Below are 23,892 nucleotides of genomic sequence, written 5' to 3'. Positions count from 1 at the left end.
TGGCCGTCTGCAGGTCAGTCGGCGCTGGACTCACTCGCAGCCCACTTCGACTCGACCCGGGCCACGACCACCCGCGGCCGACCTGGATGAGGCGCGGTGAACGCCGCGTGCAAAGCCTCGTGATCACGCCCGTCGACGGTCTCGGCGGACCATCCGGCGGCCTCGAAACGCGCGGCGATACCGCCGGGCCTCGCATGTCGCGCGGAGGCGTTGTCGATCACGACGGTGTGCAGCCGCTCGAGGCCGGACGGCCCGGCGAAGGCGATGGCCTCGTGATTGCTGCCCTCGTCCAGCTCCGCGTCCCCCACGAGCACCCACACCCGCGCGTCGTCGATCCCCCGAGCGCCGAGCCCCAGCGCCGTCCCGACCGCGAGCGGCAGCCCGTGCCCGAGCGACCCGCTCCCGATCTCGACCCCCGGCACGAGCACCCGGTCCGGGTGGTGCCCGAGGGGCGAGTCATACGCCCCGAACCCCTCCAGCCAGTCGACGGGAACGAAGCCCTTGGCGGCGAGTACGGCGTAGTACGCCATGGGCCCATGCCCCTTGGAGAGCAGAAACCGGTCGCGCTCCGGGTCGTCCACGCGCTCGGGTGTGACCCTGAGCACCCGGTCGTAGAGCACCCAAAGCACGTCGAGGGTGGACGTCGCGGCGGGACCGTGCTTCTCGTCTCCTGTCATCAGCTTCATGAGGCGGGACAGGTCTGGGTATCCGTGCCCGTGCTCGTGCCCGTGCCCGTAGCCGTACCTGTATTCGCGTTCGGTTGTCGTCGTCATGACAGAGAGCGTGCAACCTCAAGTGAGCTTGAGGTCAACAGGGCGCGAAAGGCGTGAGCGATCACGGGTTGGAGTGCGGTATTGTTTCGGTGCGCGTTCGGCCAGGGGAAACCCCAGGTCATACGGGCACCGGGACGTGGCGCAGCTTGGTAGCGCACTTGACTGGGGGTCAAGGGGTCGCAGGTTCAAATCCTGTCGTCCCGACGGAAACGTCGCAGGTAGGGGCCATCTTCGGGTGGCCCCTTCTTGGTATTTGGGAGCAATTCTGGGAGCGGGGAGCCGCTCCCTGTGCTCCCTGGGAGCGGGAGTCTGGGAGCGACGTCAACCGACGGTCGACCGCGGGTCACCCGATACGGTCGCTCCCACGGAGAATCTGCGCTGCGTGACGTGGCGTGGGCGTCAAGGGGTTTCACCCTTCGCCCCCTTGTCCGAATATTGGTCAAGGGGCTGCGCTCCCACTCGACCCCTTGACGGCTTTTGCCGACCCCTTGTCTGTGCGGGCTCCGTGTCTTGGTGCGCACGGCATCCAGAGGTTGAACGCTGTAGCGAGATGCTGTGCAGGTCGTAGGCGGGGAGGGGCTGGGGGCGACTGCTCCTGTGGGTCCCCTTGCCGGGGCGGCGGCACCTGCGGCGCTCGGATTCGGCGACGGCACGGCTGAACGCGGGGCGGTCGACCGAGTCGCGGAGATTATCGGAGGGCATCACGGACGGTTCTTCCGTCTGGAACGCGACGTGACCGATGCTCCGCACTACCAGGCACTCTTGGGCGGTTCGACGTGGAAGCGGCAGCGGGCCGCTCACGCAGAGACGGTGTTCAAGGCGCTCCGATCCCCTCAGCCGCCGACGCAGTTCAAGGCACCCGTGGCGGTGCTGGTGACGGGGGTCGTGATCCTCGCGGATTGGCTGGTCAGCCAGGAACACTTCCTTGCGCGGCGACAGGGTCGCCTGCATGTCCCTCTGGAGCAGCACTTCGCCGAGGTCAGCATTGAGACGGAACGCCTGGTGCGGGAGGCCGGGCTGCTACCGGCGGAGTTGGAGCGCAAGCCGTTCGCGGAGGCGTACGGAATCGACGGGGAGCCCAACCCGCTGCAGCGATCGATCGCACAAGACCTCGCCCGCGCGATTCCCCAGCAGGGAGCGGCATCTGGGAAGGTGGGGATCCTGCTTGTTACTGCCGCGCCGGGGGATGGCAAGAGCGAGGCTGCGCTGGAAGCCGAGCGGGTGTTGTCTGCTGCCTTTGGGACACGAGGGTTCGTATTCCGTCGTTCAAAGCGCCCTACCCGGGCTGGCTGTATGTGGATGCCCAGGAGGTGGCAGAGGCCAAGGTATCCCGCGTGGAGATGTCGAAGAGCGGACAGGCGGAGCAGGCGGCTCAGCGCTCCATGACCCTGCAGGTCCAGGTGGAGCCGGTTACCGACGGCCCCAGGGAAGGAGTGGGCAGCCGACTTGCGGTCATCGAGCGCTGCCTGCAACCTCTGGTCACGCAGGGCGGCTGCGCGCTCGTGGTGTGCAATACCGTGGGGGAGGCACAGGCGACGTACACCCGGCTCCGCGCGCACTTTGAGGGGCAGGGCCTGGCCGCCGATGATCTGCAACTCCTGCACGCCCGGTTCCCGGGCGATGTCCGCGAGGCACGCACCCAGAGCGTCACGTCCGGGATGGGCCGCAACGGGCCCAGGCCGCAGCGCCGGATCATCGTGGCCACGCAGGTCGTGGAGCAGTCGCTCGACCTTGACGCCGACGTAGTAGTCAGCGATCTGGCCCCCTGGCCTTGCTGCTGCAGCGGGCCGGGCGATGCTGGCGACACGAGACCTGGTGGGCGGCGCACGGCCGACCCGGCGGGCGGCGGCGTCCCGCCTGGGCCGCTGAATCAAGCCCCCGCCTGGTCGTGCTTGACCCCCTGGCGGCCAACGGAAAGGTCTGTGGGTGCCGATTATCCGTCCGGCCAGGTCAGCGGCCTGATGGCCGTTCGAGCCTGCGCGCCGGAATGGCTCGGTTCGGAGCCGGTCCGATCGCCGGGTCGTGGCCCGTGGGCGGCAGGTTTGTCCTGTGCTGCGACTGGCTTACCTTGCGATGACGAACGCCTTCGCCCTCATACGCCTGCTGTCGATGGGCGACCGCGACAAGGACGTGGAAATCCTGGCACTGCGGCACCAGCTCGCTGTCCTGGACCGTCAGGCAGGCAAGCCGGTGTTCACTCCGGGCGACCGCACGCTGCTGGCGGCGCTCCTGCACCACCTGCCGATGGCGAAGCTGCGTCAACTCCAGTTGGTGGTGCGCCCGGACACGATTCTGCGCTGGCACCGTGATCTGCTCAACCGTCGGCATGCCGCGACGTGTGCACCCAAGCGCCCCGGTCGGCCGCGGACCCTGCGCTCGATCCGGGCCCTGGTGTTGCGGTTGGCTCGGGAGAACAGCTCGTGGGGCTACCGCAGAATTCACGGGGAACTCGCAGCTTTGGGCATCAGAACCGCCGCTTCCACGGTATGGGAGATCTTGAGGGAGCACGGCATCGACCGCGCGCTGCAGCGGGACCGCACCACCTGGGCCGGTTTCCTGCGTTCCCGGGCCGATGCCCTGCTGGCCTGCGACTTCCTGGAGACCCGCACCCTGGCTGGCACGCGGCTGTACGTCTTCGCCGTGATCGAGCACGCCAATCGGCGTATCCGGATCCTCGGCGCCACCAATGGGCCCACGGCTGACTGGACCACCCAGCTCGCCCGCAACCTCGTCATGGACCTACAGGACGCCGGCAGCAGAGCCACGTTCATGATCCGGGACCGGGACTCGAAGTTCACCGCCGCGTTCGACGCTGTCCTGGCCGACGCCGGGCTTCGGGTCGTCCTCAGCGGCATCCAGACACCGCGGATGAACGCGATCTTGGAGCGCTGGGTGGGTACCTGCAAGCGTGAAGTCCTGGACCGGACCCTGATCTGGAACCAGGCCCACCTCCTGCACGCACTCCGCGAGTTCGAACATTTCTACAACGAGCCCCCACCGCACGCTCCGCAGCGCTGCCCCGCGGCGACTGCTGCCCGATCCAATCGTCGAACGAGCCCGATTGGATCACCTGGGCATCCGTCGGAAGGACCGGCTCGGGGGAGTGCTCCACGAGTACCAACACGCCGCCTGACCAGGCCGGATGAGAAATCGGCACCCACAGTGCCGATGGACCATCCGTGGGCGCCGACGGCCCGTCCTGGAATCTGCGCGGCAACGGCGGGATGCTCTCCACGGCCCGGGACATGTTCCGCTGGCATCGCGCCCTCACCGGCAACAGCGTCCTGTCCGGCACCGCGAAGCGGAAACTGTTCGTCCCGCAGGTGCGGGTGCCGGAGCTGGACGGGGCCTATGGCTATGGCTGGGTCGTCGTCGACTCCGATGACGGCCGGGTCGCCTGGCACGACGGGGGCAACGATTGGTCGCTGGCGACGGTCGCGGAGTTCCGCCGCAACAGGATCATGGTGTTCTGGGTGAGCAATCAGGCGTACCAGAAGGGGAAGTGGAACCTTGAGGACGATCAGATGAAGCTGACTCATGGCATTGCTGAGCGGCTACGACGCCGCGCCTGACGACAAGGGCCGTCGGTGCGGGCATGGTGGCCGGCCACCTCGGACAGGCCGTCGTCCGCGCCGACCTGTCGGCACATAGCGGCCATCGAGTCAGCCCTGAACGCCAGTCCCGCTCACGCTCGGTGTCCTGTTCGTCTCCTGTGTCCGGCCCGACGAACTGCTGTGGCCCGGGACGTCGTGCACGCTCGGCGCACGTGCGCCCAGTGACGGTTCGTAGCATCGCCCCCTCGTGCCTTGTGCACTGTGGCACACGACTGGTGACCTCCCGCGCCTCTAGCCTCGCCGCACCGGCGCGGCAACGAGAACGATCGAGGGGCGGGCCCTGTGAACTGGCTGATCCATGACTACCGCGAGAGCGATCTCGCCGCGGTGGTCCACCTGATAGACACCACGGCCGAGCTCGGCCAGGAATCCGTCTTCTCCGTGGCGGAATGCATCAGTGCCCTGACATCCCGCCAGCCGGGCGTCGTCGCTGTCCACCAGGGCCTGCCCATCGGGATGGCCCTCGCCTGCGTGGCGGGGGAGCGGGCCTGGGTGATGCGGATTGCGATCGCCCCGGCCTGGCGGGGACGCGGCCTGGCCAGTGCACTCCTGGTCGAGCTGGAGCGCCGCCTGGTCACCGCGCGGGTCGGGCGGATCGCCTATGTCCTGCCCGAGGAGGACCTTTTCGGCGATGGACTCCTCAACGCGGGCTACACCCGTCGGCCTGCCGTCGCCTACTTCGAGAAGGTCGAGCCGGTGCACGGGCCCGCCGCCAGCGTCCTCGACGACCTCGGCGGCCGGCTGCTGCCCGGTGATCTGTGGGCCAAGGTCGTCGGCATGGAGCGTGAGAAGAACCTGATCGAACGACGGGTCGTGCTTCCGCTTGCCGAACCGGAGCGTGCGGCGCTCCACGGTGTGCGCCCGCCGAGGGCAGTGGGCCTGTTCGGCCCGCCGGGTACCGGCAAGACGACCTTCGCGCGTGCGATCGCCTCGCGGCTCGGCTGGCCGTTCGTGGAGATCCTGCCCTCACGGCTGGCCGACGGGGGCAATCTGGCGGCCGCGCTGCGCTCCGCATTCGCGGCCATCGCCGAACTGGAACGAGTCCTGGTCTTCATCGACGAGGTCGAGGAGATCGCACCGGTCCGCCAAGAACCGGCGCAGCCCGGCGGGATGCACGGGGTGACCAACGAACTGCTCAAGCTCATCCCGGGCTTCCGGGAGCGCGACGAGCGGCTCCTGGTGTGTGCGACGAACTCGATTCGCTCTCTGGACCCGGCTTTCCTGCGTCCCGGCCGTTTCGATTATCTGATCCCGATCGGTACACCGGACAAGGCCGCCCGGGCGGCGATCTGGGCGCGCTACACCGACGGCAGGCCTGAGGCGGACGTCGACGAACTGGTGGCAGCGAGTGACCTGTTCACGCCCGCCGACATCGAGCACGCCGCCCGGATCGCCGCCCAAAACTCCTTCGAGCGCGATCTGGTCTCGGTCGGCGGGCAGATGGCCGCCGTGGAGGCACTGCCGGGAGCGACCACGGCGGGCTACCTGGAGGCGATCGCCCAATGCCGTCCCACGGTGACGCCTCAGATGATCAACCAGTTCGAGTCGGACATCACCACCCACGCCCGGTTCTGACCCAGCACAAGCCTCCGGAAACTCTGCCGATTTTCCGGAGGCTTCGGCCAGCCCGCCGTGTCCCTTGGCGGCAGTTCGCTGCCGGAGTACGGCGCCCGTCTTGCAGGCAGTTGCTGACTGCCAGGTGCCAGCGTCTCCTGCCTTCGAAGCGCTTGTCCACGAACGCCGCTGGCGAGGCCCCCCGAAACACCCCGCGTCGGCGGAGAGGACGACATCCTGACCTGGAGGTCCGTCCTGACCCGCGGAACACTGCGCCTGCCGAAAACTCCATCCGCGCTGTTCAGGCGGCATGTTGGTAGCGGCATGTTGGAATTCGTGCAGGACTCCGCCGAGGCGGTCTCTCCGGCGTACCTTCAACTTGGTGATCTGTGCGTGGGGGAGTGGTTCGGGGGTGGCGCGTAGGGGTGCTGTCTGGTCTATCGCTTGGTGGGGCCGGTGGGTGTTGTAGTGCAGTTCGAACTGGCGGAGCGCGTGGCGTAGATGGCGCTCGTTCCAGATGAGGGTGCGGTCCAGCAGTTCATGGCGGCAGGTCTGTACCCACCGCTCCATGAGGGCGTTCATACGCGGCACCTGGACGCCCGTGAGCGCGACCCGGATGCCGGCGTCGGCCAGGATCTGGTCGAAGAGGGCAGGGTATTTCGCGTCCCGGTCCCGGATCAGGTACCGGACGGCGACGTTGGGGTCTGTCAGGTCCATCGTGAGGTTGCGGGCGGTCTGAGTGACCCAGGTTGCGGTGGGATGGGCGGTGGTGCCGAGGATCCGGACGCGTCGGGTGGCGTGCTCGATCACTGCAAGGATGTACTGACGCTGCCCGGTCAGGGTGACGGTCTCAATGAAGTCGCAGGCCAAGAGGGCGTCGGCCTGTGAGCGCAGGAAGTCGGCCCAGGTGGTGGCGGTCCGGTCGGGCGCCGGGTCGATGCCTGCAGACGACAGGATCTCCCAGACGGTGGAGGCAGCGACCTTGATACCGAGGGTGGCGAGCTCGCCGTGCACCCTGCGGTAGCCCCAGGGAGGGGTTTTCACAGTCCAGACGCAGGACGAGTGCGCGGATCGAACGGATGGTGGGTGGCCGGCCCGGTCTCTTCGGCCGGCATGTGCGGGCATGGCGCCGCTTCATCAGATCGCGGTGCCAGCGCAGCACGGTGTCGGGCCGGATCAGTAACCGGAGTCGACGCATGCTCTGGCGGGGCAGGGGCGCCAGTAGCGCGGCGAGGAACGCCCGGTCGGCGGGAGTGAACTTGATCCGGTCCGTACCGAGTTGTCGTTCCAGGACGGTGATCTGGTGGCGCAGGGCAAGGATTTCCGCGTCTTTGTCGCGGTCGCTCAGCGGCAGCAGTCGCAGCGCGGCGAACGTGTTGGTGATGGTCAGGTAGGCGAGACGAAGCAGCACGAGTGCTTATCCTGCCGCACCGTCGAAGACGCTCACGAACTGCGCGGATGAAATTATCGGCAGGCGCAATGGCCGAGCCGACAGTCCCGCCCACCACGTCAATCAAGTCCTGAGGACACAGCGTCAAGCAACTCCTGAGCCCTCGCACATCACCGGCGTAGTGCCCGCGTGAGGTGCTCGGGGTCGGTGAGGCGGTGTTGGCCTGGCATCCCGGTGCACCAAGGGGCATGGGTCGTAGCGCCCTCCGGCAGGACGCCGCGCCCGCCCCCCCCAACTGCTGGGGTACGGGCGCGGGCCGCAAAGCCGACGATCTAACTGCTACCTTCGCAGGCGGCTTGCGAGTGCGATACCGAGTCCGGCCACGATGGCCGTGCCCCCTACGGCCATCAGGACGTAGCCAGGGCTAACTCCGGTCAGAGCTGCGATGCCGAATGCCACCCCGGCCAAGGCCAGGATGCCGACTCCGGCAGCGGCTCGCTTCTTGGAATCGCTGGTCACTAAAAGGTGTCCTTGAAGAACGCGTAGGAGGCTCCTACGGAAGCGATCGTAGTGCCGCCCGCGATGAGGGTGGGCGCGCAGCCCACGACGGTGACGCATGCGGGGGCAGTGCTGACAGTAACTATCCCTGATCCGACAGCGACCACCGCTGAACCGAGTCCCCCCATGAAATTGCCAAAGTCAAACAAGCCCGCGGGGTCGATCCGGTTGGTCGGGTCACCCGAGGCGTAGAGGTACGGGTTGGTCTCCAGGCCCGAGGGGTCGGGCTGGGTGAAGCGGCCGACGTTCGGGTCGTAGAAGCGGGCCTTGAGGTGGTAGAGCCCGGTCGGGTCCTGGTAGCCCCCGGCGAAGCGGTACGGCTGGGGAACCTGCTCGTCGGCCGTGGTGACGCCGCGCGGGCTGTACGTGTAGCTGTTGACCTTCTCGCCATCGGCGTTGACCACGGCCTCGGTTGTGCCGATGGCGTCCGCGAGGTAGTAGTACGTCTTGCCTTGGGTGCGGAAGGAGTTGAGGGTGCCGTCGGCTTCGTGGGTGAAGTTCGTGTCCACGCCGCCGGTGGTCTGGGACGAGAGACCGAGCGGGCCGTGGTGGAAGGCGGTGCTGCCGAACTGGGTGCGCTCGGAATTGTCAGTACTGGCGTAGCGGCCCTTGTAAGTGGTGCCGCCCTGGGTGATCGACGTCTGCTGGGAGAAGTCGCTCCACTCGCCCCCTGTGCGGGTCGTCTCCGCGGTCGGGGCTGCAGCGGTTTCGTTCCCGGCCTGGTCGTAGGACCAGTTCGTGGTCGAGCCGTTCTTGCCGGTGATCTGCGAGGCGCCGTTGTAGGTGTAGGTGGAGCCGCCCGGGCACCCGGCCGCCGTGCCCTGCGAGGTGAGGTTGCCTGCTCCGTCGTAGCAGTAGAGCCAGCTGTTGTTGGTCGCCGTGCCCTTGGTCTCCTTGGTGAAGGTCAGGCGCCCGGCCGAGTCGTAGTCGTACGTTCGCTTCAGCCCTGCGGCGGCGTCGGTCCGGGTGCGGATCTTCGTGCCGTCCTTGGTGGTGCTGCCGCTGGTGTACGCGTAGGTGTAGGCGAGGTCCATCAGGGTGCCCTTGGGCGAGGTGGCTTTGATGGCTGTGGCCCGGTTGGACTTGTCGCGGCTGATGGACTGGACGGTGCCACCCGGGTAACTGATCTTGGTGCGGGCGTCGTTGGCGTTGTACTCGTAGCCCGTCTTCTGGCCGAAGGGGTCGGTCAGCGACTCCAGACGGTTGGTCTTGCTGTAGGTGTAGCGGACGGTGCCGGACGGGTCCTTGTACGTCTCGACGTTGCCGTCTGCCGTGTAGGTGAGCACGGTCTGCGAGCCGTCCTGGAGGGTGCGGACGGTCTCCCGGCTCAGCGGGTCGAAGTCGTACTTGGTGATGCCGGTGGAGTCGGAGCGCTGTTTGAGGTTGCCGTCCCCGTCGTAGGCGTAGGTCACGGTGGTGTTCGTGCTGGAGACTTTGGTGATCCGGTCGTGCTGGTCGTAGACGTAGACGGTCTTGATGCCGCGGCCGTCGGTGGAGGTCTCCGGTCGGCCCAGGCTGTCGTAGGTGTAGCTGGTCGCGCCCACGGGGCCTGGAGGGGTGACCTTGGACAGGTTCCCCTTGGCGTCGTAGGAGAGCTTCGTGGCGTTCTGGTTGGCGTCCTTCGCCTCGCACCGCTGGCCCTCGAAGCCGCCGCAGGTGGGGGTGGCGGGGTTGTAGGAGAAGGAGCGGCTGCCGCCCTCGGTTCCTGCGACCGTCTCCTTGGTGGTGTTGCCCGCGCTGTCGTAGCTGTAGCTGACGGACACGCCGTCCGCTGTGGAGACCTTGCCGGGCACGTCAGCGCCGGCGATGGTCTGGTAGGCAGTCAGCGAGGAGGTCGCGCCGGTCGGCAGCTTCAAGGACGTCGGGTTCGACCGGCCGTCCCAGCCGTAGGCGGTCACATTGCCCGGCGTGCCGCCCACACCCAGTGCGTCCGTCGCAGTCGCCACGTTCCGGTTTGCGTCATAGGTGCGGTCGCGCGAACGGCCCAGGGCGTCGGTGACCTTGGTGATCTCACCATCGGCAGCGTGCTGGTACGTCGTCGTGTCGCCGACCGGGTCGGTCACCGTGGTGGTGCCCGCCGGATTCGGCGTGTCCGCCGAGTAGTCGTAGAGGTAGGTGGGGCCACTCTCGCCGGACCCGTCGAAGGTAGTCGCCCTCTTCATTGAGGTGACACGGTTCTGGCTGTCGTAGGTGAAGACGGTCACCCGGCCCTCGGGTGTGGTGATCTTCGTCAGGCGGCGGTCCGCGTCGTACCCGAAGCTGGTGGCCTTGCCCTCGGCGTCGGTGGTCTTCGCCAGATCCCCGGTCGCGTTGAGGTCGTAGACGACGGTGCGGCCTGCATTGTCCTTGGCCTGCCACTGCGACGCGTTCGTCTTGGTGAGGTCGATCGAGCGGCCCGAGCGGGACTCGGTGAGCTTGAAGCCCTTGTGCTCGGTGCCATCGTCGTGCTGCTCGACCACGATGTTGCCGCCGTTGCGGTCACTGACCTTCACCAGCGTGCCGGCCGCGCTGTAGGTGTCCTTCGTGCCCGAGCCGCGCTCGGTGACTGTGTAGTCGCCGCTGGAGGTCTTCTTCAGGTCCAGGCGGTAGCCCTCGGGGGTGGTGAACGTGCCATCTGCCTTCTTGGTGAAGGAGATCGACGCTCCGGTGGCGTCGTAGAGCACCACCTTGTCGGTCTCGATCTGCAGGTAGCGCTCGTAGCCCTGCCACCAGCGCTGCGAGACCTTCCCCCAGGGAGCGTCCAGCGAGTTGTACGTCCGCGTGAGCTGCAGCGACTTGTCGACCCCGGCGATCTGGAAGTCGGTGGCCGCGAGCATCAGGTTGCCGGTGGAGTAGTTGACCCGGGCCACCAGGGAGTCCGTCACCCGGACGTCCGAGATCTGGTGCCAGGGCACCTGGCCTTGGCCCTTGGGCACGACTGCTTCCAGCGCCTTGGCCGCGCGCGCCCGTTCCCCGGTCGCGGTGCGAGCGCGCTGCTTCTGCTCCGCGCGCCACCGAACTAATTCCGGAGAAGGCTCGCGCTCCTGGACGGATGCCGGTGCTTTGGTCTTGCCGACCTTTACCGGCGGCATCTCCGCCTTGGTGCCGTCCTTGCCCCAGGCCGAGGACGGGCCGCCGGGGTCGCCCTGGGCGAAGGCCGCGGGCATTACTCCAACCATCAGCGCCACTGCGACGGAGGCGGCCATGGCGGTGTGTCTTGCGCGAATCGACTTACGTCTGTGCGGTGTTCCTGTGGTGCGTGAAGACATGCTTCTCCCTCAGGAAGTCACCCAGTGACCCCCACGGCCACTGGGTGAGCGCACGCTAACCAGCGCCACACGAAAATCGCACACAGATTCCCTTTGGTTGCCTGGTGTTTCAGCCCCGATCTTTGCCACGAAAGCGACAAGTGGCCCTCCATGTGGCTGCGGTGGGCACTTCGCAGCGCAACCACCAGCAATGGAGCCTCTACCGCGAGCTTCGGCCTGAAGCGAGCCCCTACTTGTCCCCGGATTCACAAAGTCCACATCAGGCACAGGTGGTGGCGACTCGCTTCGATTGGTGCAAGCAAAGCCCGAGACATGATCCCGCTCTAGAAGGGGAGTGAATCTTGATCCGATCTTGGTGTGCCGTTCAGGAACTGCCGCGAACATCCCTTACCGGCGGCGTACGTCCTGCGGTGACTCATGGCGGATGTTGAGGGCGTCGGCGGACCAGGCGCTTCTGCCTGTGCTCCAGGGATGGACGGAGCACTGCGTACGCCTGTGGGTGCCGATAACCCATGTCGCCCGCTACGCGACCTGCGTGTATTCATGGATCAGCCCTCCGAGCCGGTCGTGCCGGATGATCCGGGTCTGCTCGTCTTCGGCGGGTCGTGAGGGCGCGTGGAGACTGTTTGGAGATCGCTGTCTGAGTGATCGGTGGGCGCGGTGATCGTTGTAGTGGTGGGCGTACTCGTCGACGACGAGGCGCAGATGCCGTTCGCTCGTGATCAGAATGCGGTCGGTGGCCTCGCGCCTGCATGATCCCACCCAGCGCTCGGCGATCGCGTTCATTCGGGGCACGCCCGGCAAGATGGGCACTACCCGTGCGCCGACGGTAGTGAAGACCGCGTCGAAGCCCTCGGTGAAGTAGCCCGCGTTGTCCCGTATGAGGAATCCGATGCCTTCGGCGCGTGCGTCATCCCAGCTCATGAGGAGATTTCGGGCGCACTGGGTGGCCCCGGCGGTGACGTGTCGGGTGACGCCGGCGATGTGGACGCGGCGAGTGTCGTGCTCGATGAAGAAGAGGACGAACAGGCGCCGCAGGAGGACGGTGTCGACATGAAACACGTCGACCCCAACGATGCCCGTGGCCTGCGCCTTGAGGAACCGGGCCCAGGAGTGGTCGGCGCGCTGAGGCGTTGGATCGATCCCTGCCTGCTGCAAGGTCTCCCAGACGGTCGAAGCGGCAGCCTTCCAGCCCAGGTTGAGCAGTTCGCCGTGAATCCTGCGCTACCCCCAGCCGTCGTTGTCTCTCGCCAGGCGCAGCACCAGAGCCCGCAAAGCGGCGCGGGCTTGGGTGGCCGCCCCGGCCGGCGGTGCGGATAGGTCCATTTCCGCTTCACCAGTCTGGCGTGCCAGCGCAGGACGTGCGCGGGCTGACCAGGAGTTTCAGGCCGAGGCGCTCACGCTTCCTCAGCAGGCGAACGAGCGCGGTGATCACGGCACGGTCGCCGAGTTCGAAAGCCGGCTTCGGCCTGCCGCGCTCCAAAACACTCAGCTGATGGCGCAGCACCAGGATCTCGACATCCTTGGCCGCGGAGGACCGCGCCAGTAGGCGCAGCCAGCCGAGCAGGAGGCAGCCGAATCGGTAGACCAGACGGAACGTCACGATTCCCTAGCGTGCATCGACGGGCTCACGTACGTCCGCGACGTGATCCCATCGTGGCCCTGAAGTCGCAGTTCAGCACAGGTGACAGGGTTGTCGGCACCCTCAGGCTGACCAATTCACCTGCCTGGCTCGAATCTCGGTCAGAGCGAAGACCAACACCAACCCAGCTGAGTAGGAGGTTGTGATCGAATCTCGTATCGACTGCGACGCATGCGCAAACCTGAAGAGGGCTTCGACGACCGCGACCAGCTTCGGCTGGCCGTCGCCGCCCCTTAACCGCGCGACAACGCCGCAGTTGGTGACAGCGGTCGGCTCTGATCGGCTGCGGCCGTGCGCAGTGCCGCGAGGCCCCGGGCTATCACGGGGTGATTCTCGCTGCCGCGCCGCACGCAGGCGACGAACCGCCGTACCGGGGCGGGCGCGCCTCGCAGCGGCACCCGCACCAGCTCCGACGGCACGGGCGCAAGGCGCGGTACCAGTGCGATTCCGAAGCCGTGGGCGACCAGCGCGGCCACGGCGTACCAGTCCACCGCGGCATGCGCCGTCCGTGGTGTGAACCCGGCCGCCGCGCCCGCCGCCGTCAGCAGTTGTTCCTGATCGAGGGGATCGCCGGCTTTGACCCAGGTCTCCTCGGCGGCCGCGGCCAGGTCGATGCCGTCCGTGCGCGCCGCGAAGGGGTGCCCGGGTGGCACCAGTACATCAAGTGGCTCCTCCAGCAACGGTAGTTGAGTAAAGCGTGCATCGTCTTGTGCTGGGCCGCCGGGCGCCGGGATCGCCACCGCGATGTCCGCGCCTTCCATCATCAGCAGGTCGTACCGGTTCTCGCCGTGGTCCTCACCGATCTCCACCGTTATCCGCGGGTGTTCGTCGAGGAGGCGCTGGGCCGCGGGGGCTATCAATGCCGCGATGGCCGTGGCTGCCCCGGTGAACCGCAGCCGCCCTGCTTCTTCGTTGCCGTAGGTCGCCAGCTCGGCCCTCGCCTGCTCCCAGCGTGCGAACAGTGCGTCGGCGTGCCGGATCAGGGCCAGCGCCGCGGGTGTGAGCCGGACCCGTCGCCCGTCCGGTTCCAGCAGTTCGACGCCTACTTGGGCCGCGAGTTGTCGCAGTTGCTGGGAGGCGGTGGAGGGGGTGATGTGCAGCGCGCGGGCGGTCGCGGTGACCGTGCCCTGTTCGTGCAGGACGCGCAGGGTCTGCAGCCGGGGATCGATCATGCAGCCATCCAACCATTCGACACGGCCACACGGTTCCAGGCGGAAACAATCGATGGACGCACACGCTCGCAGCCGCTGAGACTGCCTGCATGGCCGTCTCCGAACTCCTCAACGATGCCTTCCTGCCGGGCCTGTGGGCCGGGTATGCGCTGGCCGTGCCCGTCGGCGCGCTCGCCGTGCTCCTGGTGGGCCTGACCGCGCGGACCTCGCTGAGGGTAGGCACCTCGGCGGCGCTCGGCGTGGCGACGGCCGACGGTCTTTACGCGGCGCTCGCCGTACTCGGCGGGACTGCCCTCTCCCGGATCGTTCAGCCCGTGGCGGGTCCGCTTCGCTGGGTCGCCGCTACGGTCCTGCTGGGCCTCGCGGCACGGACGGCACTCACCGCGGTGCGTGAACGGGGCGCGATCCCGGACGCTGCGTCGCCGCCGTCCGCCCTGGGCCGGCCGGGACGTGCCTATCTCGGCTTCCTCGGTCTGACCTTGCTCAACCCCTGGACCATCATCTACTTCTCGGCCCTCGTACTGGCCGGGCCCGCGCGCGGGGATGGCGGCGGACCAGCCCGCGTCGCGTTCGTCGCGGCCGTGATCGCCGCCTCCGCGAGCTGGCAGTTGCTCCTGGCCACGGGTGGAGCCGTGCTGGGCAGGGCACTGACCGGCCCTCGGGGGCGGCTCGTCACCGCAGTGACGTCGAGCGCGGTGATCGGAGCTCTCGCGGTGAGCCTGGTACTCCCGCCGTGACTATCACGGTCGGCCGTCCGCGACGGCCGACAGAGTGGAGCCGCCTCCCGAAAGGCCGATGCCGACCCGATCCCGCAAGAACCAATCATGACAGCGACGACCAACCGGACGACCTACCAATGGAGAACGTCATGTCGAACCCAGAGCACTTCACGTACCCGGCGCCCCGCTACCTGGGCGCCGAGGGCGAAGTGAACGCGTCCTTCCGCTCGGCCGACACGCCGCCGGAGGTCTCCTCACCCGGCGGCGCCACCCACTACCTCGCCACGCAGGAGTCGACCGGCGGTGAATTCGGTCTGTTCAAAGGTGAGTTGGGCCCAAGATCCGCCGGTGCCAGGACTCACTTCCACCGGGCGATGTCGGAGTCCTTCTACGTCCTCTCGGGTGAACTGGAGCTCTACAACGGCGAGAAGTGGGTCACCGGCCGTGCGGGCGACTTCCTCTACGTCCCGGTCGGCGGTCTGCACGCCTTCAAGAACGTGACCGACGAGCCCACGTCCATGCTCATGCTCTTCTCGCCGGGCGGCCCGCGCGAGGAATACTTCGAGCGGGTCGCTGAGATGTCGCAGCGCGGCCCCGAGGAACTCAAGGAGTTCCGCATCCGCCACGACAGCTACTTCGTGGCGGACTTCGAGCCCTTCGCCGATTAGTGCTCCAGCAGGATTCTGCTGTCTGACCTGCGAGTTTCGCTGGGCGGCTGGAGTGTAGCGGGTCGCGGAGTGGCGAGGGACAGTCTCCGTGACACCGCCCCTCAAACGCGCGACAACGCCGCAGATAGTGACAGCGACGGGCGACTGCTTGGCGTCGCCGGCGCCAGTTCGGCCAGCTCCTCGTGTGACGCCGGCCTCGGTGTCCGCGCAAGTGCGGGGGTCGCGGACGACAAGCTGCCAGGAGTCGCCGAACTTCCGCCACTGTGAGCTCGATGGCCCCAGCTGCGTCACTGGTTCCGCCCCTTTTTCCTGGCCTGGTGTGTCGTGGCCGTCAGGAAGGCGTGCGCGAGCATGGCGAGGGTGATGTGCCGGTACCAGCCCACGTAACGGCGGACTTCGTACTGACCCAGACCGCACTCGTTCTTCGCAGCCTGGTCGGGTAGCGGGGACGCATTACTGCGTCCCCGCCCCTCAGAACCGTGCGGGCCCGTTGTCCGAGCACACGGCTCAAGCAAGCCCTGTTGGCTCGCAGGCTGGCAGAGGTGCCGGCTTGTGCTTGCGACGTCGTTCGGCCCAGCAGTCGGCGAGGGCGGGGTCGTCCACGGATGCCGAGCCCTTGACCATCTGATGCCGAACGATCTTCGTCCAGGAGAACTTGGCGAGGTAGCGGCCGCTGTCGCGGTCGCCGAAGACCCACCTGTCCCGCCTGGCCCTGTTGAACGCGCCGAAGTAGCGGGCCACGACCCAGTGCTTCGGCTTGTTCGGGTGCGTGTGGGTCGCCCACTTGTAGAGGAGCTTCCACACGTAGGCGTCCAGCGTGTGGAACACGCGGCTGGACACCGCACTCCGGTAGTAGGCCGCCCAGCCCCGGATGATCGGGTTGAGTTTGTGGATCACCGCCTGGGCGTTGGCCCCTCGCAGGGCGTCAACCTCGGCGGCCAGCCTCTTCCGGATCCGTCGCACGGCTGCCGTGCTCGGCTTGATCAGCAGCACCGTCCCGCCGCGGTAGCGGCGGATGTTGAAGCCCAGGAAGTCACAGCCTTCGGCGAGGTGGACGATGCTCGTCTTGTCCTCGTTGAAGACCAGCCCCCTGGGTCTCAGCCAGGTGCCCAGTTGCGCCTGGACCTGTTTGGCCTCGGCCCTGGAGTGGGCGAAGGCGAGCAGGTCGTCGGCGTATCTGATCAGTACCGGGGAGCCCGGAACGGTTTCACCGGCGTGTGTCCCGCCGGTGTAGTAGCGGACTCCGGCAGCCTTCTCCATCCCGTGAAGGGCGATGTTGGGCAGGAGGGGGCTGATCACGCGGCCTTGAGGAGTTCCCTCTTCGGTGGCGGTGAAGCACTCCTCCTCGATGACCCCGGCCGTCAGCCAGCGGGCGACCATTCCCTGGGCAGGGAACGTTCCCAGCATCTTGATGAGGTGCTCGTGATCGATGCGGTCGAATGCCGCCGCCAGGTCTGCGTCCAGGACCCACTGCCGCTTCGGGTTCTTCCCGTGCGCGACGGTGAAGATCGCCTGGATCACGTCCTGGCAGCCCCGGCCCGGTCCGCGGTCGTCTCACTGCTGCTCGCCGCTTTCACCGACACCGCCCCCGAGCGGATCTCCGTCGCCAGCGCCCTTGCCGACCGCATCCGTGCCTATGTGCTGGCCAACCTCGACGACGACCTGCTCTGTGCCGAGCAGGTCGCACGTCGGCACCAGATCTCCGTCTGACACCTCCACTCACTCTTCCAGGGCGATGACCTGACCTTCGCCGCCTGGGTCCGGCATGAACGTCTGCTGCGGGTTCGCCGCGACCTGCTCGACCCTGCCTTCGCAAACTGCTCCACATCCGCGATCGCGTCACGGTGGGGAGTACTCGATACCAAACACCTCGGCAGGGCACTGAAACGCAAGTTCGGCGAAACCGTCAGCGACCTACGCCGCAGCCAAGAGGACGGCTGAGGTGCCGTGCGGGCCGCTCCCTGCATGATGCCGACACAGGCGCTCGATCTCGTCGTACTGGGCGACCAGCCCGGGGGACCGCCAGAATCTTGAAGGTGTCGTCCTTTCGGCGCTGACCAGCGGGAATCGGCTTGTGCCGCCCTTTGACCTGGAAGGACGGGCGCTTCCGGAGCTTTCACGTTGCTGTTCGTTTGCGTGGTCGATTCTCCCCAGCCGCTCCCCAATGGGGCTTAGTTCTCCCCAGGTTCTCCCCAGCTGAGGCTGCCTGGGAGGGCGGGTCGCTGCCAGCCAGGAGCCCGATCCAGGTGTCGGGACGTGCTACGCAACGTTATTGGAAGTGAGTCAGAGCAGCGAGGGTGTTCGGTTTCGTGGACGAAGACTGCATCAACGAATCGGATTCTTCTCCTCAGCCCTGTTCCGTTGAGATCACCATCCCTGGCCCGGGAAGCGGGCTGGTCGGGCCGTCGTCTGTGCCACCGTTGCACCTGTCGATGACCGGCGGCGCAAAGGGGAGATGGCGTGCGACTGTCGCGGGAGGTCACGGGGTGGGCGTTCAATGCCGATGTGAAGGGGGTCCGACACGCCGGTCTGGCCGTCGGACCGTCCAGCATCAGCCCGTTCACCACTGGAGGCGGCGCGGGGCGGGAGGCAGCCTGCTTGCCCGTGCGTACGCTAGGGGCCTCCCAGCGCTCCTCTCACTGGACGAATTGCCGTTCAGTCAACCTGTCTCTCCCCGGTGGTGTGTCACGCAGGGCGAAGGAGATGCGCTGTCCGTTCTCGGCCCTGACGGTACGCCCTTCGTGCACGACCTCAACCTGGAAGTGCCGCCAGGGTGGCGGGAGGCGGCAGACGTCTCGGGCTCGGTCATGCTGGTCGTGTCCCACGTGCTGCCTGCCACAGACGATCCGCTCGGCGCGCTGGCCTTCGAAACTCGGCGAGGGATGGTATGCGCTGGCGCAGTGCGCTTCGGCGAGCTTGCTTGCGAGGAGCACGGCCAACCGACAGTCACGTTCGTCATCGACCCCGTCGGCGTACTCATGGAGCTGGCACATTACGTCTGCGATCGGATCATGTCGTTGGACGAGGCGGGAAGAGGCACGCGAGACGCTGACGCAGATAGCCACCGAGTACCGATTGAGCCCGGCCTGGACGTTCAAGGTCGCCCGGATGCTCCGGCTCGCCCTGGCCGTGCGCGAGGCCGAGGGGGGTCCAGCAGCTGCCCGAGGGCATGCTGCGAGACCTGCCGGCCAACGGGGACGCGGTCCGCTCGGTCCTGCTGTGGTCCGGGTTCCTCCAAGAGGCCCCAGAGCCGATGCGGTTCATGCAGAAGGACCAGCCGACCCGCACCCCCTACATCACCACTCCGGCTCCGCCGCGGCTGCCGCGCCAGTGCCGCGACTGCCATGCGTGGATGCCTTCCGATGGATGCGCCGGGTTCCGCTGCGACCCGTGCCGACACTGGCGGGAAAGTCTGGAGCGGGGCCGATGCTGTCGCTGCGGCCGCGACAAGCTGCCGCAGCGCGACGGCCGTTGCCGCGGCTGCCACCCCTACCGGCTCCTCGACGAGGTGCCCCCCGCCACGCAGCTAGCGTTCGCTCTGCCGACGGGCAAGGTCTTCCCGTTCGTGGCGTTCCCGGTCGACGCTGAGAAGGCCCCGGATCACGGAAAAGAGCGGCCCGCGATGCACACCATCCGCGGCCAGGAACCGCTGTTCACGCTCCGGCGGGACTGGGCGCCAGTCCTGGCCATGCTGCGGAGCATGCCTCCGGGCGAGCCACCGCTGACCAACTCCGCACGGAGCCTGGTCGAAGAGTTCACTAGGTTCCGAGCAGGGCAGTGTCCCAAATACCGCAAGAACATCAGCACACTCACGATTCTCATGTACTGGCTCGGCGCCGAGACGGCCATCTTCGAACGTGACGTGTATGACCTGACCCAGCTCGACGAGCATCTCGCTGCCAAGCCCGTCTGCCAGTTCCTGCGCGCCCGCGGCCTGCTGGTGGAGGACCCCGGTCTGCACCGGAACGCGGATCTGGCGTGGATCGAGTCGGCTCTTGCCGCGCTGCCGGAACCATTCGCGAGCGAGGTGGCCACCTGGGTCAAGGTCATACGCGAGCAAGGCCGACGCGAAGGCGAGCCTCGCGGGTACGACGGCATCCGCCACTACCTCTGGGCGCTCCAGCCCACCCTCACCGCCTGGACCACGACGGCCAGCGTGACCTCGCTGAGGGAAATTACCACCGACCAGGTCGAGAGCGCCCTGGAGGGCCTTACCGGCTACACCCGACAACGACTGGCTACGGCCCTGCGCAGCCTGTTCCGCGCGCTCAAGCGCGAGCGAGTGATCTTCCGCAATCCTGCCCGGAACCTGCCGGTCGGCACCCTCAAGACCATCCCCAAGTCCGTTCCCTCCGACCTCTTGACGGGGCTGCTCGACCAGGCCGGGACACCGCTCGGCTGCCTCATCATTGCCTTGGTCGCCATCCACGCACTGCCCGGACACGAGATCCGATCCGTGCACACGACGGGCCTAGACCTCTCGCGGGGCACCCTCGAAGTGAGGCGCGGTCTGCTGCGGCACACCCTCTACCTGGAGGAGCTGACCCACCAACTCGCCATTGACTGGACGGCCTACCGCCACCAGCGCTGGCCCGCTTCGACCAACCCACACTTACTGGTCAGCCAGGTAAGTGCGGTCGACACCGACCATCCGGCCGTCAGCATGGGCCTTCTGAGCGGCGCTCTTCCCCGGGGGCTGACGCTGAGCGGGTTGCGACAGGACCGCATCCTCGACGAGGCGTCCGAAAGCGCCGACCCCCTCAGACTGATGCGTCTGTTCGGTGTCACCGAACAGACGGCCATGCGCTACATCACCGCGGCCCACCCCGAGCGCACCGCGAAGTTGCCTCGGTGACGGTGGCCGAGGCGAAGTCTGCGAGCGACTACGGCTGACGGAGCTACCGGACCACACGCGGACGTTGATTCGGTATCCGCTCCATGCCTGCGACCACATCATGCACACGACGGAACGTCGGGCCGAAACGTGAACACGCACACCGACGGGCGACACCAGACCATCCAGAAACGAACTCAGCGCCCTCTGAGACCGTGTGGCCTTCGGCGAGTTCCTCGACGATCTGATCCTGCATGGCCTCGACTCGGAGGAGCTCGATGCGGAGAAGACGTCTGCACGACGCGGCGCGGCCCGGTCTTCGTGATCCCCTGTCACCCCTCGCGTACCGTCACTATCTTTGTCCCCATGGTCGAGGCTGACGGGGCGAGTTCACGGTTGATCGGCGGACGATACGCACTCGGGGAAGTGCTGGGCCGCGGCGGGATGGGCATCGTGAGAGCGGCGCAGGACCAGGTCTTGAGGCGCACGGTCGCCGTCAAACAGCTCGTGGCTCCCCTTGGGCTGGAGCCGACTGACGAACACGCCCTCACCGTACGGTTTTTGAGAGAGGCTCGGTCCGCCGCCTCCCTCGATCACCCGTCCATCGTCTCCGTCTACGACGTCGTGGAGGACACCGAAGGGACCTGGATGGTCATGCAGTTCGTCAAGGGCCGCTCCCTCCACACCGTGCTTCAGCAAGAGGGCGCCCTGCCCGTCGGTCGAGTGGCCGAGATCGGCCTCGCACTGCTTAGTGCGCTGGGCTGCGCCCATGGTGAGGGGATCATCCACCGGGACCTCAAGCCGGGAAATGTCCTGGTGGCCGACGACGGTCGGACCCTCCTCACCGACTTCGGCATCGCCGCGGCCTTGGACGCCACAGCCCTCACCCGGACCGGCCAGGTCATCGGCACCCCGGGATTCATAGCCCCGGAGCGGGTCATGGGCGCGCAGGGCGGCCCCTTATCGGACCTGTGGTCCCTGGGTGTAACCCTGTATGCGGGTGTGGAAGGGCACTCCGCACACGGCGAGCCCCCGCAGCGCGCGGGCATGCTGGAACCAGTCCTCAAAGGACTCATGCAGCAGGACCCGAACGAGCGCTGGACCTCCCCACAGGCGCGTGCCTATCTCGAATCCCTCACCGATACCGACTCTGGAAGCATGCTCCCTGCCACCAGGCGGCAGACCGGCGCGTCGGGCGAACCGGTCCGAAACAAGCCCGTCTCGGCGCAAGAGCCACAACCCCCAAGCGAAGCCTCACGAGACACGCCACGAAGCACGTCGAAAACCGCTCGCCCTGTGGTCCTCTCATCAGTCATCGCCGTTCTCGCGCTCGCCCTAGGCACCAGCCTTCTGATGAACCTGCGGGACGACGGAGGGTCCTCGAGTGACAAGCCGACCACACCGAAGTCCGTGGCAGTACCAGACCTCTGCGAACCCCTCTGGAAGAACCCCAACATGAAGGACTGGGTCCCGCACGCGCGGAAAGTACCGACCGCAACACTCCCCAGCGGGAAACAGTCCAGCAGGACCTGCCAATTCATGGGCAAGGTCAACGACTACGATCACGACCTCACCGTTTCCGTCGTCGGTTACCAGGACACCAAGACCGCAAGCGCTCGACTGATGTCAAAGGTGCGCGCTGCCAAGGCAGAAAAGACCTATACCGACGAAGACCACGGTGCGCAGGGCCCAAAGGGCTTGGGGAAGGAGGCCTACTACAACTACGACGAGCAGGCATTGGTCCTCTTCCGAGTCGGCCCATACGTGGCCAAGGTTACTTACGACGACGACACGTCGTCCCCCTATCTCTACGCGGAGGAAATCGCGCCCTGGGTGTACAGGCAGTTGGAGGACGCTACAGCCGGCAGCAATTGACGGGTGCGCGGCGCGAGCCGGCGTTCACGCACCCGCCGGGAGTTCCCGCACCAATTGCGTCGTCAACAGTTCACCGGCGCGGTCGGCCAGGACGGCCATCTCAGTGGACGTTAAGTCCCGTCACCGGAGCTGTCGTCGTAGGGACCAACAACCAGCGCACCGCCCGCTACGGGAAGGGCACCCGGTACCGGGTCGCCGGGATCCCCGGCGTCCGGAACATGTCGTTCGACACGCTGGAGGACGCCAAGGCGTGGCTGCGTAGGGCCGGAACCGACAGCGAGCGCGGCGAGTTCGTCGACCCGCGCGACGGCTCGATCATGCTGGCGGACTACGTGACCCGCTTCTGGAAGGAGGGTGTGCGGGCGCCCCTGGCACGATCAAGCGCGTCGACGAGCGCGTCCGCCTCCACATCCTTCCGCACCTCGGCACGGTGGGCCTGAGGGACATCTCGGCGGCCGTCCTGCGCAGCTACATCGCCACGCTCGAAGTCGAATGCGCGCCGCGCTACGCCCGCCAGATCCTGACCACCCTCTCGAACGTCTTCGAGACGGCCATCGATGACAAGCGCCTGGTACGCAACCCGATGCGCGCCAAGTCGGTGCGCTGGCCGAAGGCTCCGGAGGACCAGCGGGAGGCATGGCCGCTGGAGACCGCGCAGCGCATGCGGGACGCGATCAAAGCGCGCTACCGCATCGCGGTCGTGGTCGCCCTTGGGTGCGGGCTGCGGCAGGGGGAGGTCTTCGGCCTCTCGCCGGAGGACGTCGACTTCCAGCGCGGCGTCATCCGCGTGCGCAGACAGGTCCAACTACTCAATGGTCGCTTGTACTTCGCCCTGCCCAAGGGCGGGAAGACGCGCATCGTCGACATGCCGAGGTCGGTCGGGGCCGAGCTGGCAGCACACTTCCTTCAGTACCCGGCGGTCGAGGTCGAACTGCCGTGGGGCGGGCCGGAGCCGGAGCGGGAGAAGCGGACGTTCCCACTCGCGCTGACGACGACGTACGGCAACGCACTGAGGGCGAACATCTTCAACGACGAGGTCTGGAAGCCCGCCCTCGCCGCGGCCGGGGTCATCCCGATGCGGCAGAAGGGCCAGCGCTGGAAGGCATCCCGCAAGGACGGCTTCCACGTGCTCCGGCACACCTTCGCCTCGGTCATCCTCGAAGCGGGTGAATCCGTCGTCACACTGGCCCGTTGGCTCGGCCACTCCAGCCCGACGATCACGCTCGACCACTACGCGCACTTCATGCCGGAGGCTGGCGGGAAGGGGCGGGCGGCTGTCGATGCGTTGCTCGGGGTGGTTCCTGAGTACGTACCAGAGGGCTTTGTGAGCGTGTGAGGGGGAACAGGTGGCACAGCGCACGCTGTGCCACCCGTTTTGCTGCACCTGAGCGAGCTCGGGATTCACCAACTTGCCCACAAGAGGCACTGCTCGCTGATGACGCCGAGGCCGTGCGACGTCGTGCCGCGACCAACCCCGCCATCGCGGATCTTTCCGGTCACCGCGGGCAGCCCGATCCGCGGCACGATCTGCTTGGCCTGCATCGGCTTCGCGGCGTCGGTAAGGACCTCGATGATGTCCCGGTAGACATCCGGCAGCACCGCAGCCGACAGCCCCTGGCGCCAAGCGGCACCGTGATCGCCCCGACCACCCGCACCCCGGGGTGCACCGGGTTCTCCGGCTCCGCGCCGCCGGCCACCGTGCGGTCGCTCCGGACCCGCCCAGATCCATGATCACCTCGGCCACCGTCTCCCGGGCGATCCGCAGCCGCGACCATGCCTCCCGCTCGTCCTCCAGACGGGCCGTCAGCCGGGCGAGCTCCGCTTCGAGCGCCTCCACCCGGGCCC

At 67.3% G+C, this 23,892-nt stretch carries 19 protein-coding genes, 1 tRNA gene and 5 pseudogenes; 15 read left to right on the top strand and 10 right to left on the bottom strand.

Translation table 11 applies throughout. The features are described 5' to 3' along the window. Positions 1-14: 14 nt before the first annotated feature. Entirely contained in the window at positions 15-773 is a 759-nt protein-coding gene (locus ACGFSB_RS04435) for a transketolase (protein WP_393393924.1), read from the bottom strand. Between the two features lie 130 nt (positions 774-903). Between ACGFSB_RS04435 and ACGFSB_RS04430 the strand changes: the two genes are divergently transcribed. From ACGFSB_RS04430 to ACGFSB_RS04420, 3 genes and pseudogenes are all read left to right on the top strand, one after another. Continuing rightward, positions 904-977, top strand: a tRNA-Pro gene (locus tag ACGFSB_RS04430). A gap of 351 nt (positions 978-1,328) precedes the next feature. Beyond that, positions 1,329-2,159 (top strand): HD domain-containing protein, encoded by an 831-nt coding sequence (locus tag ACGFSB_RS04425; protein ID WP_393393922.1) that lies wholly within the window; start codon positions 1,329-1,331, stop codon positions 2,157-2,159. Then, positions 2,114-2,482, top strand: a pseudogene (locus ACGFSB_RS04420) (CRISPR-associated helicase Cas3'); the annotation flags it as partial. The gene ACGFSB_RS04425 and the pseudogene ACGFSB_RS04420, both read left to right, overlap by 46 nt. A 241-nt stretch (positions 2,483-2,723) precedes the next feature. Here ACGFSB_RS04420 and ACGFSB_RS04415 read toward each other — a convergent pair. Continuing rightward, a complete protein-coding gene (locus tag ACGFSB_RS04415) occupies positions 2,724-3,101 on the bottom strand; it encodes a hypothetical protein (RefSeq protein WP_393395846.1) in 378 nt (125 codons plus the stop codon). On the opposite strand from ACGFSB_RS04415, the pseudogene ACGFSB_RS04410 reads away from it, so the two are divergent. The 3 genes and pseudogenes from ACGFSB_RS04410 (at position 3,018) to ACGFSB_RS04400 (ending at position 5,962) form a co-directional block, all read left to right on the top strand. Then, positions 3,018-3,906: pseudogene (locus ACGFSB_RS04410) on the top strand (integrase). The gene ACGFSB_RS04415 and the pseudogene ACGFSB_RS04410 overlap by 84 nt on opposite strands. Before the next feature lie 46 nt (positions 3,907-3,952). Beyond that, positions 3,953-4,345 (top strand): serine hydrolase, encoded by a 393-nt coding sequence (locus tag ACGFSB_RS04405; protein ID WP_393393920.1) that lies wholly within the window; start codon positions 3,953-3,955, stop codon positions 4,343-4,345. A 324-nt stretch (positions 4,346-4,669) separates the two neighbouring features. Next, positions 4,670-5,962, top strand: coding sequence for a GNAT family N-acetyltransferase (locus ACGFSB_RS04400; RefSeq protein WP_393393917.1), 1,293 nt, complete (start codon positions 4,670-4,672; stop codon positions 5,960-5,962). A gap of 297 nt (positions 5,963-6,259) precedes the next feature. On the opposite strand, the pseudogene ACGFSB_RS04395 reads toward ACGFSB_RS04400, so the two are convergent. After that, positions 6,260-7,253 (bottom strand): annotated as a pseudogene (locus tag ACGFSB_RS04395) (integrase core domain-containing protein); the annotation flags it as partial. On the opposite strand from ACGFSB_RS04395, the gene ACGFSB_RS04390 reads away from it, so the two are divergent. Further along, positions 7,221-7,403, top strand: a complete 183-nt coding sequence (locus tag ACGFSB_RS04390; protein ID WP_393393915.1) for a hypothetical protein — start codon at positions 7,221-7,223, stop codon at positions 7,401-7,403. The pseudogene ACGFSB_RS04395 and the gene ACGFSB_RS04390 overlap by 33 nt on opposite strands. Before the next feature lie 446 nt (positions 7,404-7,849). Here the strand turns inward: ACGFSB_RS04390 and ACGFSB_RS04385 are convergent, their stop codons facing one another. From ACGFSB_RS04385 to ACGFSB_RS04370, 4 genes are all read right to left on the bottom strand, one after another. Continuing rightward, on the bottom strand, positions 7,850-11,074 hold the full coding sequence (locus ACGFSB_RS04385) for an RHS repeat-associated core domain-containing protein (protein ID WP_393393913.1): 3,225 nt from the start codon (positions 11,072-11,074) through the stop codon (positions 7,850-7,852). Between the two features lie 585 nt (positions 11,075-11,659). After that, a complete protein-coding gene (locus tag ACGFSB_RS04380; protein ID WP_393393910.1) occupies positions 11,660-12,295 on the bottom strand; it encodes an integrase core domain-containing protein in 636 nt (211 codons plus the stop codon). A gap of 175 nt (positions 12,296-12,470) precedes the next feature. Then, positions 12,471-12,740 (bottom strand): integrase, encoded by a 270-nt coding sequence (locus tag ACGFSB_RS04375; RefSeq protein WP_393393907.1) that lies wholly within the window; start codon positions 12,738-12,740, stop codon positions 12,471-12,473. A gap of 272 nt (positions 12,741-13,012) precedes the next feature. Then, positions 13,013-13,951 (bottom strand): LysR family transcriptional regulator, encoded by a 939-nt coding sequence (locus ACGFSB_RS04370; RefSeq protein WP_393393904.1) that lies wholly within the window; start codon positions 13,949-13,951, stop codon positions 13,013-13,015. Positions 13,952-14,040: 89 nt separating this feature from the next. Here ACGFSB_RS04370 and ACGFSB_RS04365 point away from each other — a divergent pair, with 89 nt between their 5' ends. Both ACGFSB_RS04365 and ACGFSB_RS04360 read left to right on the top strand, forming a co-directional pair. Beyond that, positions 14,041-14,688 carry a LysE family transporter gene (locus tag ACGFSB_RS04365; RefSeq protein ID WP_393393902.1) on the top strand — a complete coding sequence of 216 codons (648 nt, stop codon included), beginning with the start codon at positions 14,041-14,043 and terminating at the stop codon, positions 14,686-14,688. Positions 14,689-14,819: 131 nt separating this feature from the next. Continuing rightward, complete coding sequence (locus ACGFSB_RS04360; RefSeq protein ID WP_393393899.1) at positions 14,820-15,338, top strand: cupin domain-containing protein; 519 nt, start codon at positions 14,820-14,822, stop codon at positions 15,336-15,338. A 287-nt stretch (positions 15,339-15,625) separates the two neighbouring features. Here the strand turns inward: ACGFSB_RS04360 and ACGFSB_RS04355 are convergent. Together ACGFSB_RS04355 and ACGFSB_RS04350 are read right to left on the bottom strand one after the other, a co-directional pair. Then, positions 15,626-15,772, bottom strand: a pseudogene (locus ACGFSB_RS04355) (IS701 family transposase); the annotation flags it as partial. A gap of 73 nt (positions 15,773-15,845) precedes the next feature. Continuing rightward, positions 15,846-16,859, bottom strand: coding sequence for a reverse transcriptase domain-containing protein (locus ACGFSB_RS04350; protein ID WP_393393897.1), 1,014 nt, complete (start codon positions 16,857-16,859; stop codon positions 15,846-15,848). Here ACGFSB_RS04350 and ACGFSB_RS04345 point away from each other — a divergent pair. The 6 genes and pseudogenes from ACGFSB_RS04345 (at position 16,830) to ACGFSB_RS04320 (ending at position 23,383) form a co-directional block, all read left to right on the top strand. Then, positions 16,830-17,048: a hypothetical protein gene (locus ACGFSB_RS04345; protein ID WP_393393894.1), complete on the top strand. Its 219-nt coding sequence runs from the start codon at positions 16,830-16,832 to the stop codon at positions 17,046-17,048. The genes ACGFSB_RS04350 and ACGFSB_RS04345 overlap by 30 nt on opposite strands. A gap of 12 nt (positions 17,049-17,060) precedes the next feature. Next, positions 17,061-17,279 (top strand): annotated as a pseudogene (locus ACGFSB_RS04340) (helix-turn-helix domain-containing protein); the annotation flags it as partial. Between the two features lie 1,321 nt (positions 17,280-18,600). Further along, positions 18,601-20,193, top strand: a complete 1,593-nt coding sequence (locus tag ACGFSB_RS04335) for a hypothetical protein (protein ID WP_393393891.1) — start codon at positions 18,601-18,603, stop codon at positions 20,191-20,193. Positions 20,194-20,538: 345 nt separating this feature from the next. Next, the gene (locus tag ACGFSB_RS04330; RefSeq protein ID WP_393393889.1) at positions 20,539-22,047 is read left to right on the top strand and encodes a serine/threonine-protein kinase; all 1,509 of its coding nucleotides are present in this window, start codon (positions 20,539-20,541) and stop codon (positions 22,045-22,047) included. Between the two features lie 218 nt (positions 22,048-22,265). Continuing rightward, complete coding sequence (locus tag ACGFSB_RS04325) at positions 22,266-22,487, top strand: hypothetical protein (RefSeq protein WP_393393886.1); 222 nt, start codon at positions 22,266-22,268, stop codon at positions 22,485-22,487. Further along, the gene (locus ACGFSB_RS04320) at positions 22,391-23,383 is read left to right on the top strand and encodes a tyrosine-type recombinase/integrase (RefSeq protein ID WP_393395714.1); all 993 of its coding nucleotides are present in this window, start codon (positions 22,391-22,393) and stop codon (positions 23,381-23,383) included. Before ACGFSB_RS04325 ends, ACGFSB_RS04320 begins: the two co-directional genes overlap by 97 nt. 65 nt (positions 23,384-23,448) lie before the next feature. On the opposite strand, the gene ACGFSB_RS04315 is transcribed toward ACGFSB_RS04320, so the two are convergent. Next, positions 23,449-23,646, bottom strand: coding sequence for a hypothetical protein (locus tag ACGFSB_RS04315; protein ID WP_393393883.1), 198 nt, complete (start codon positions 23,644-23,646; stop codon positions 23,449-23,451). Positions 23,647-23,892 lie beyond the last annotated feature (246 nt).

The organism is Streptomyces sp. NPDC048441, assembly GCF_043200235.1.
Taxonomy (GTDB): domain Bacteria; phylum Actinomycetota; class Actinomycetes; order Streptomycetales; family Streptomycetaceae; genus Streptomyces.
The sequence above is the reverse complement of the archived record's forward strand: the minus strand, read 5'-3'. Positions and strand labels throughout refer to the sequence as shown.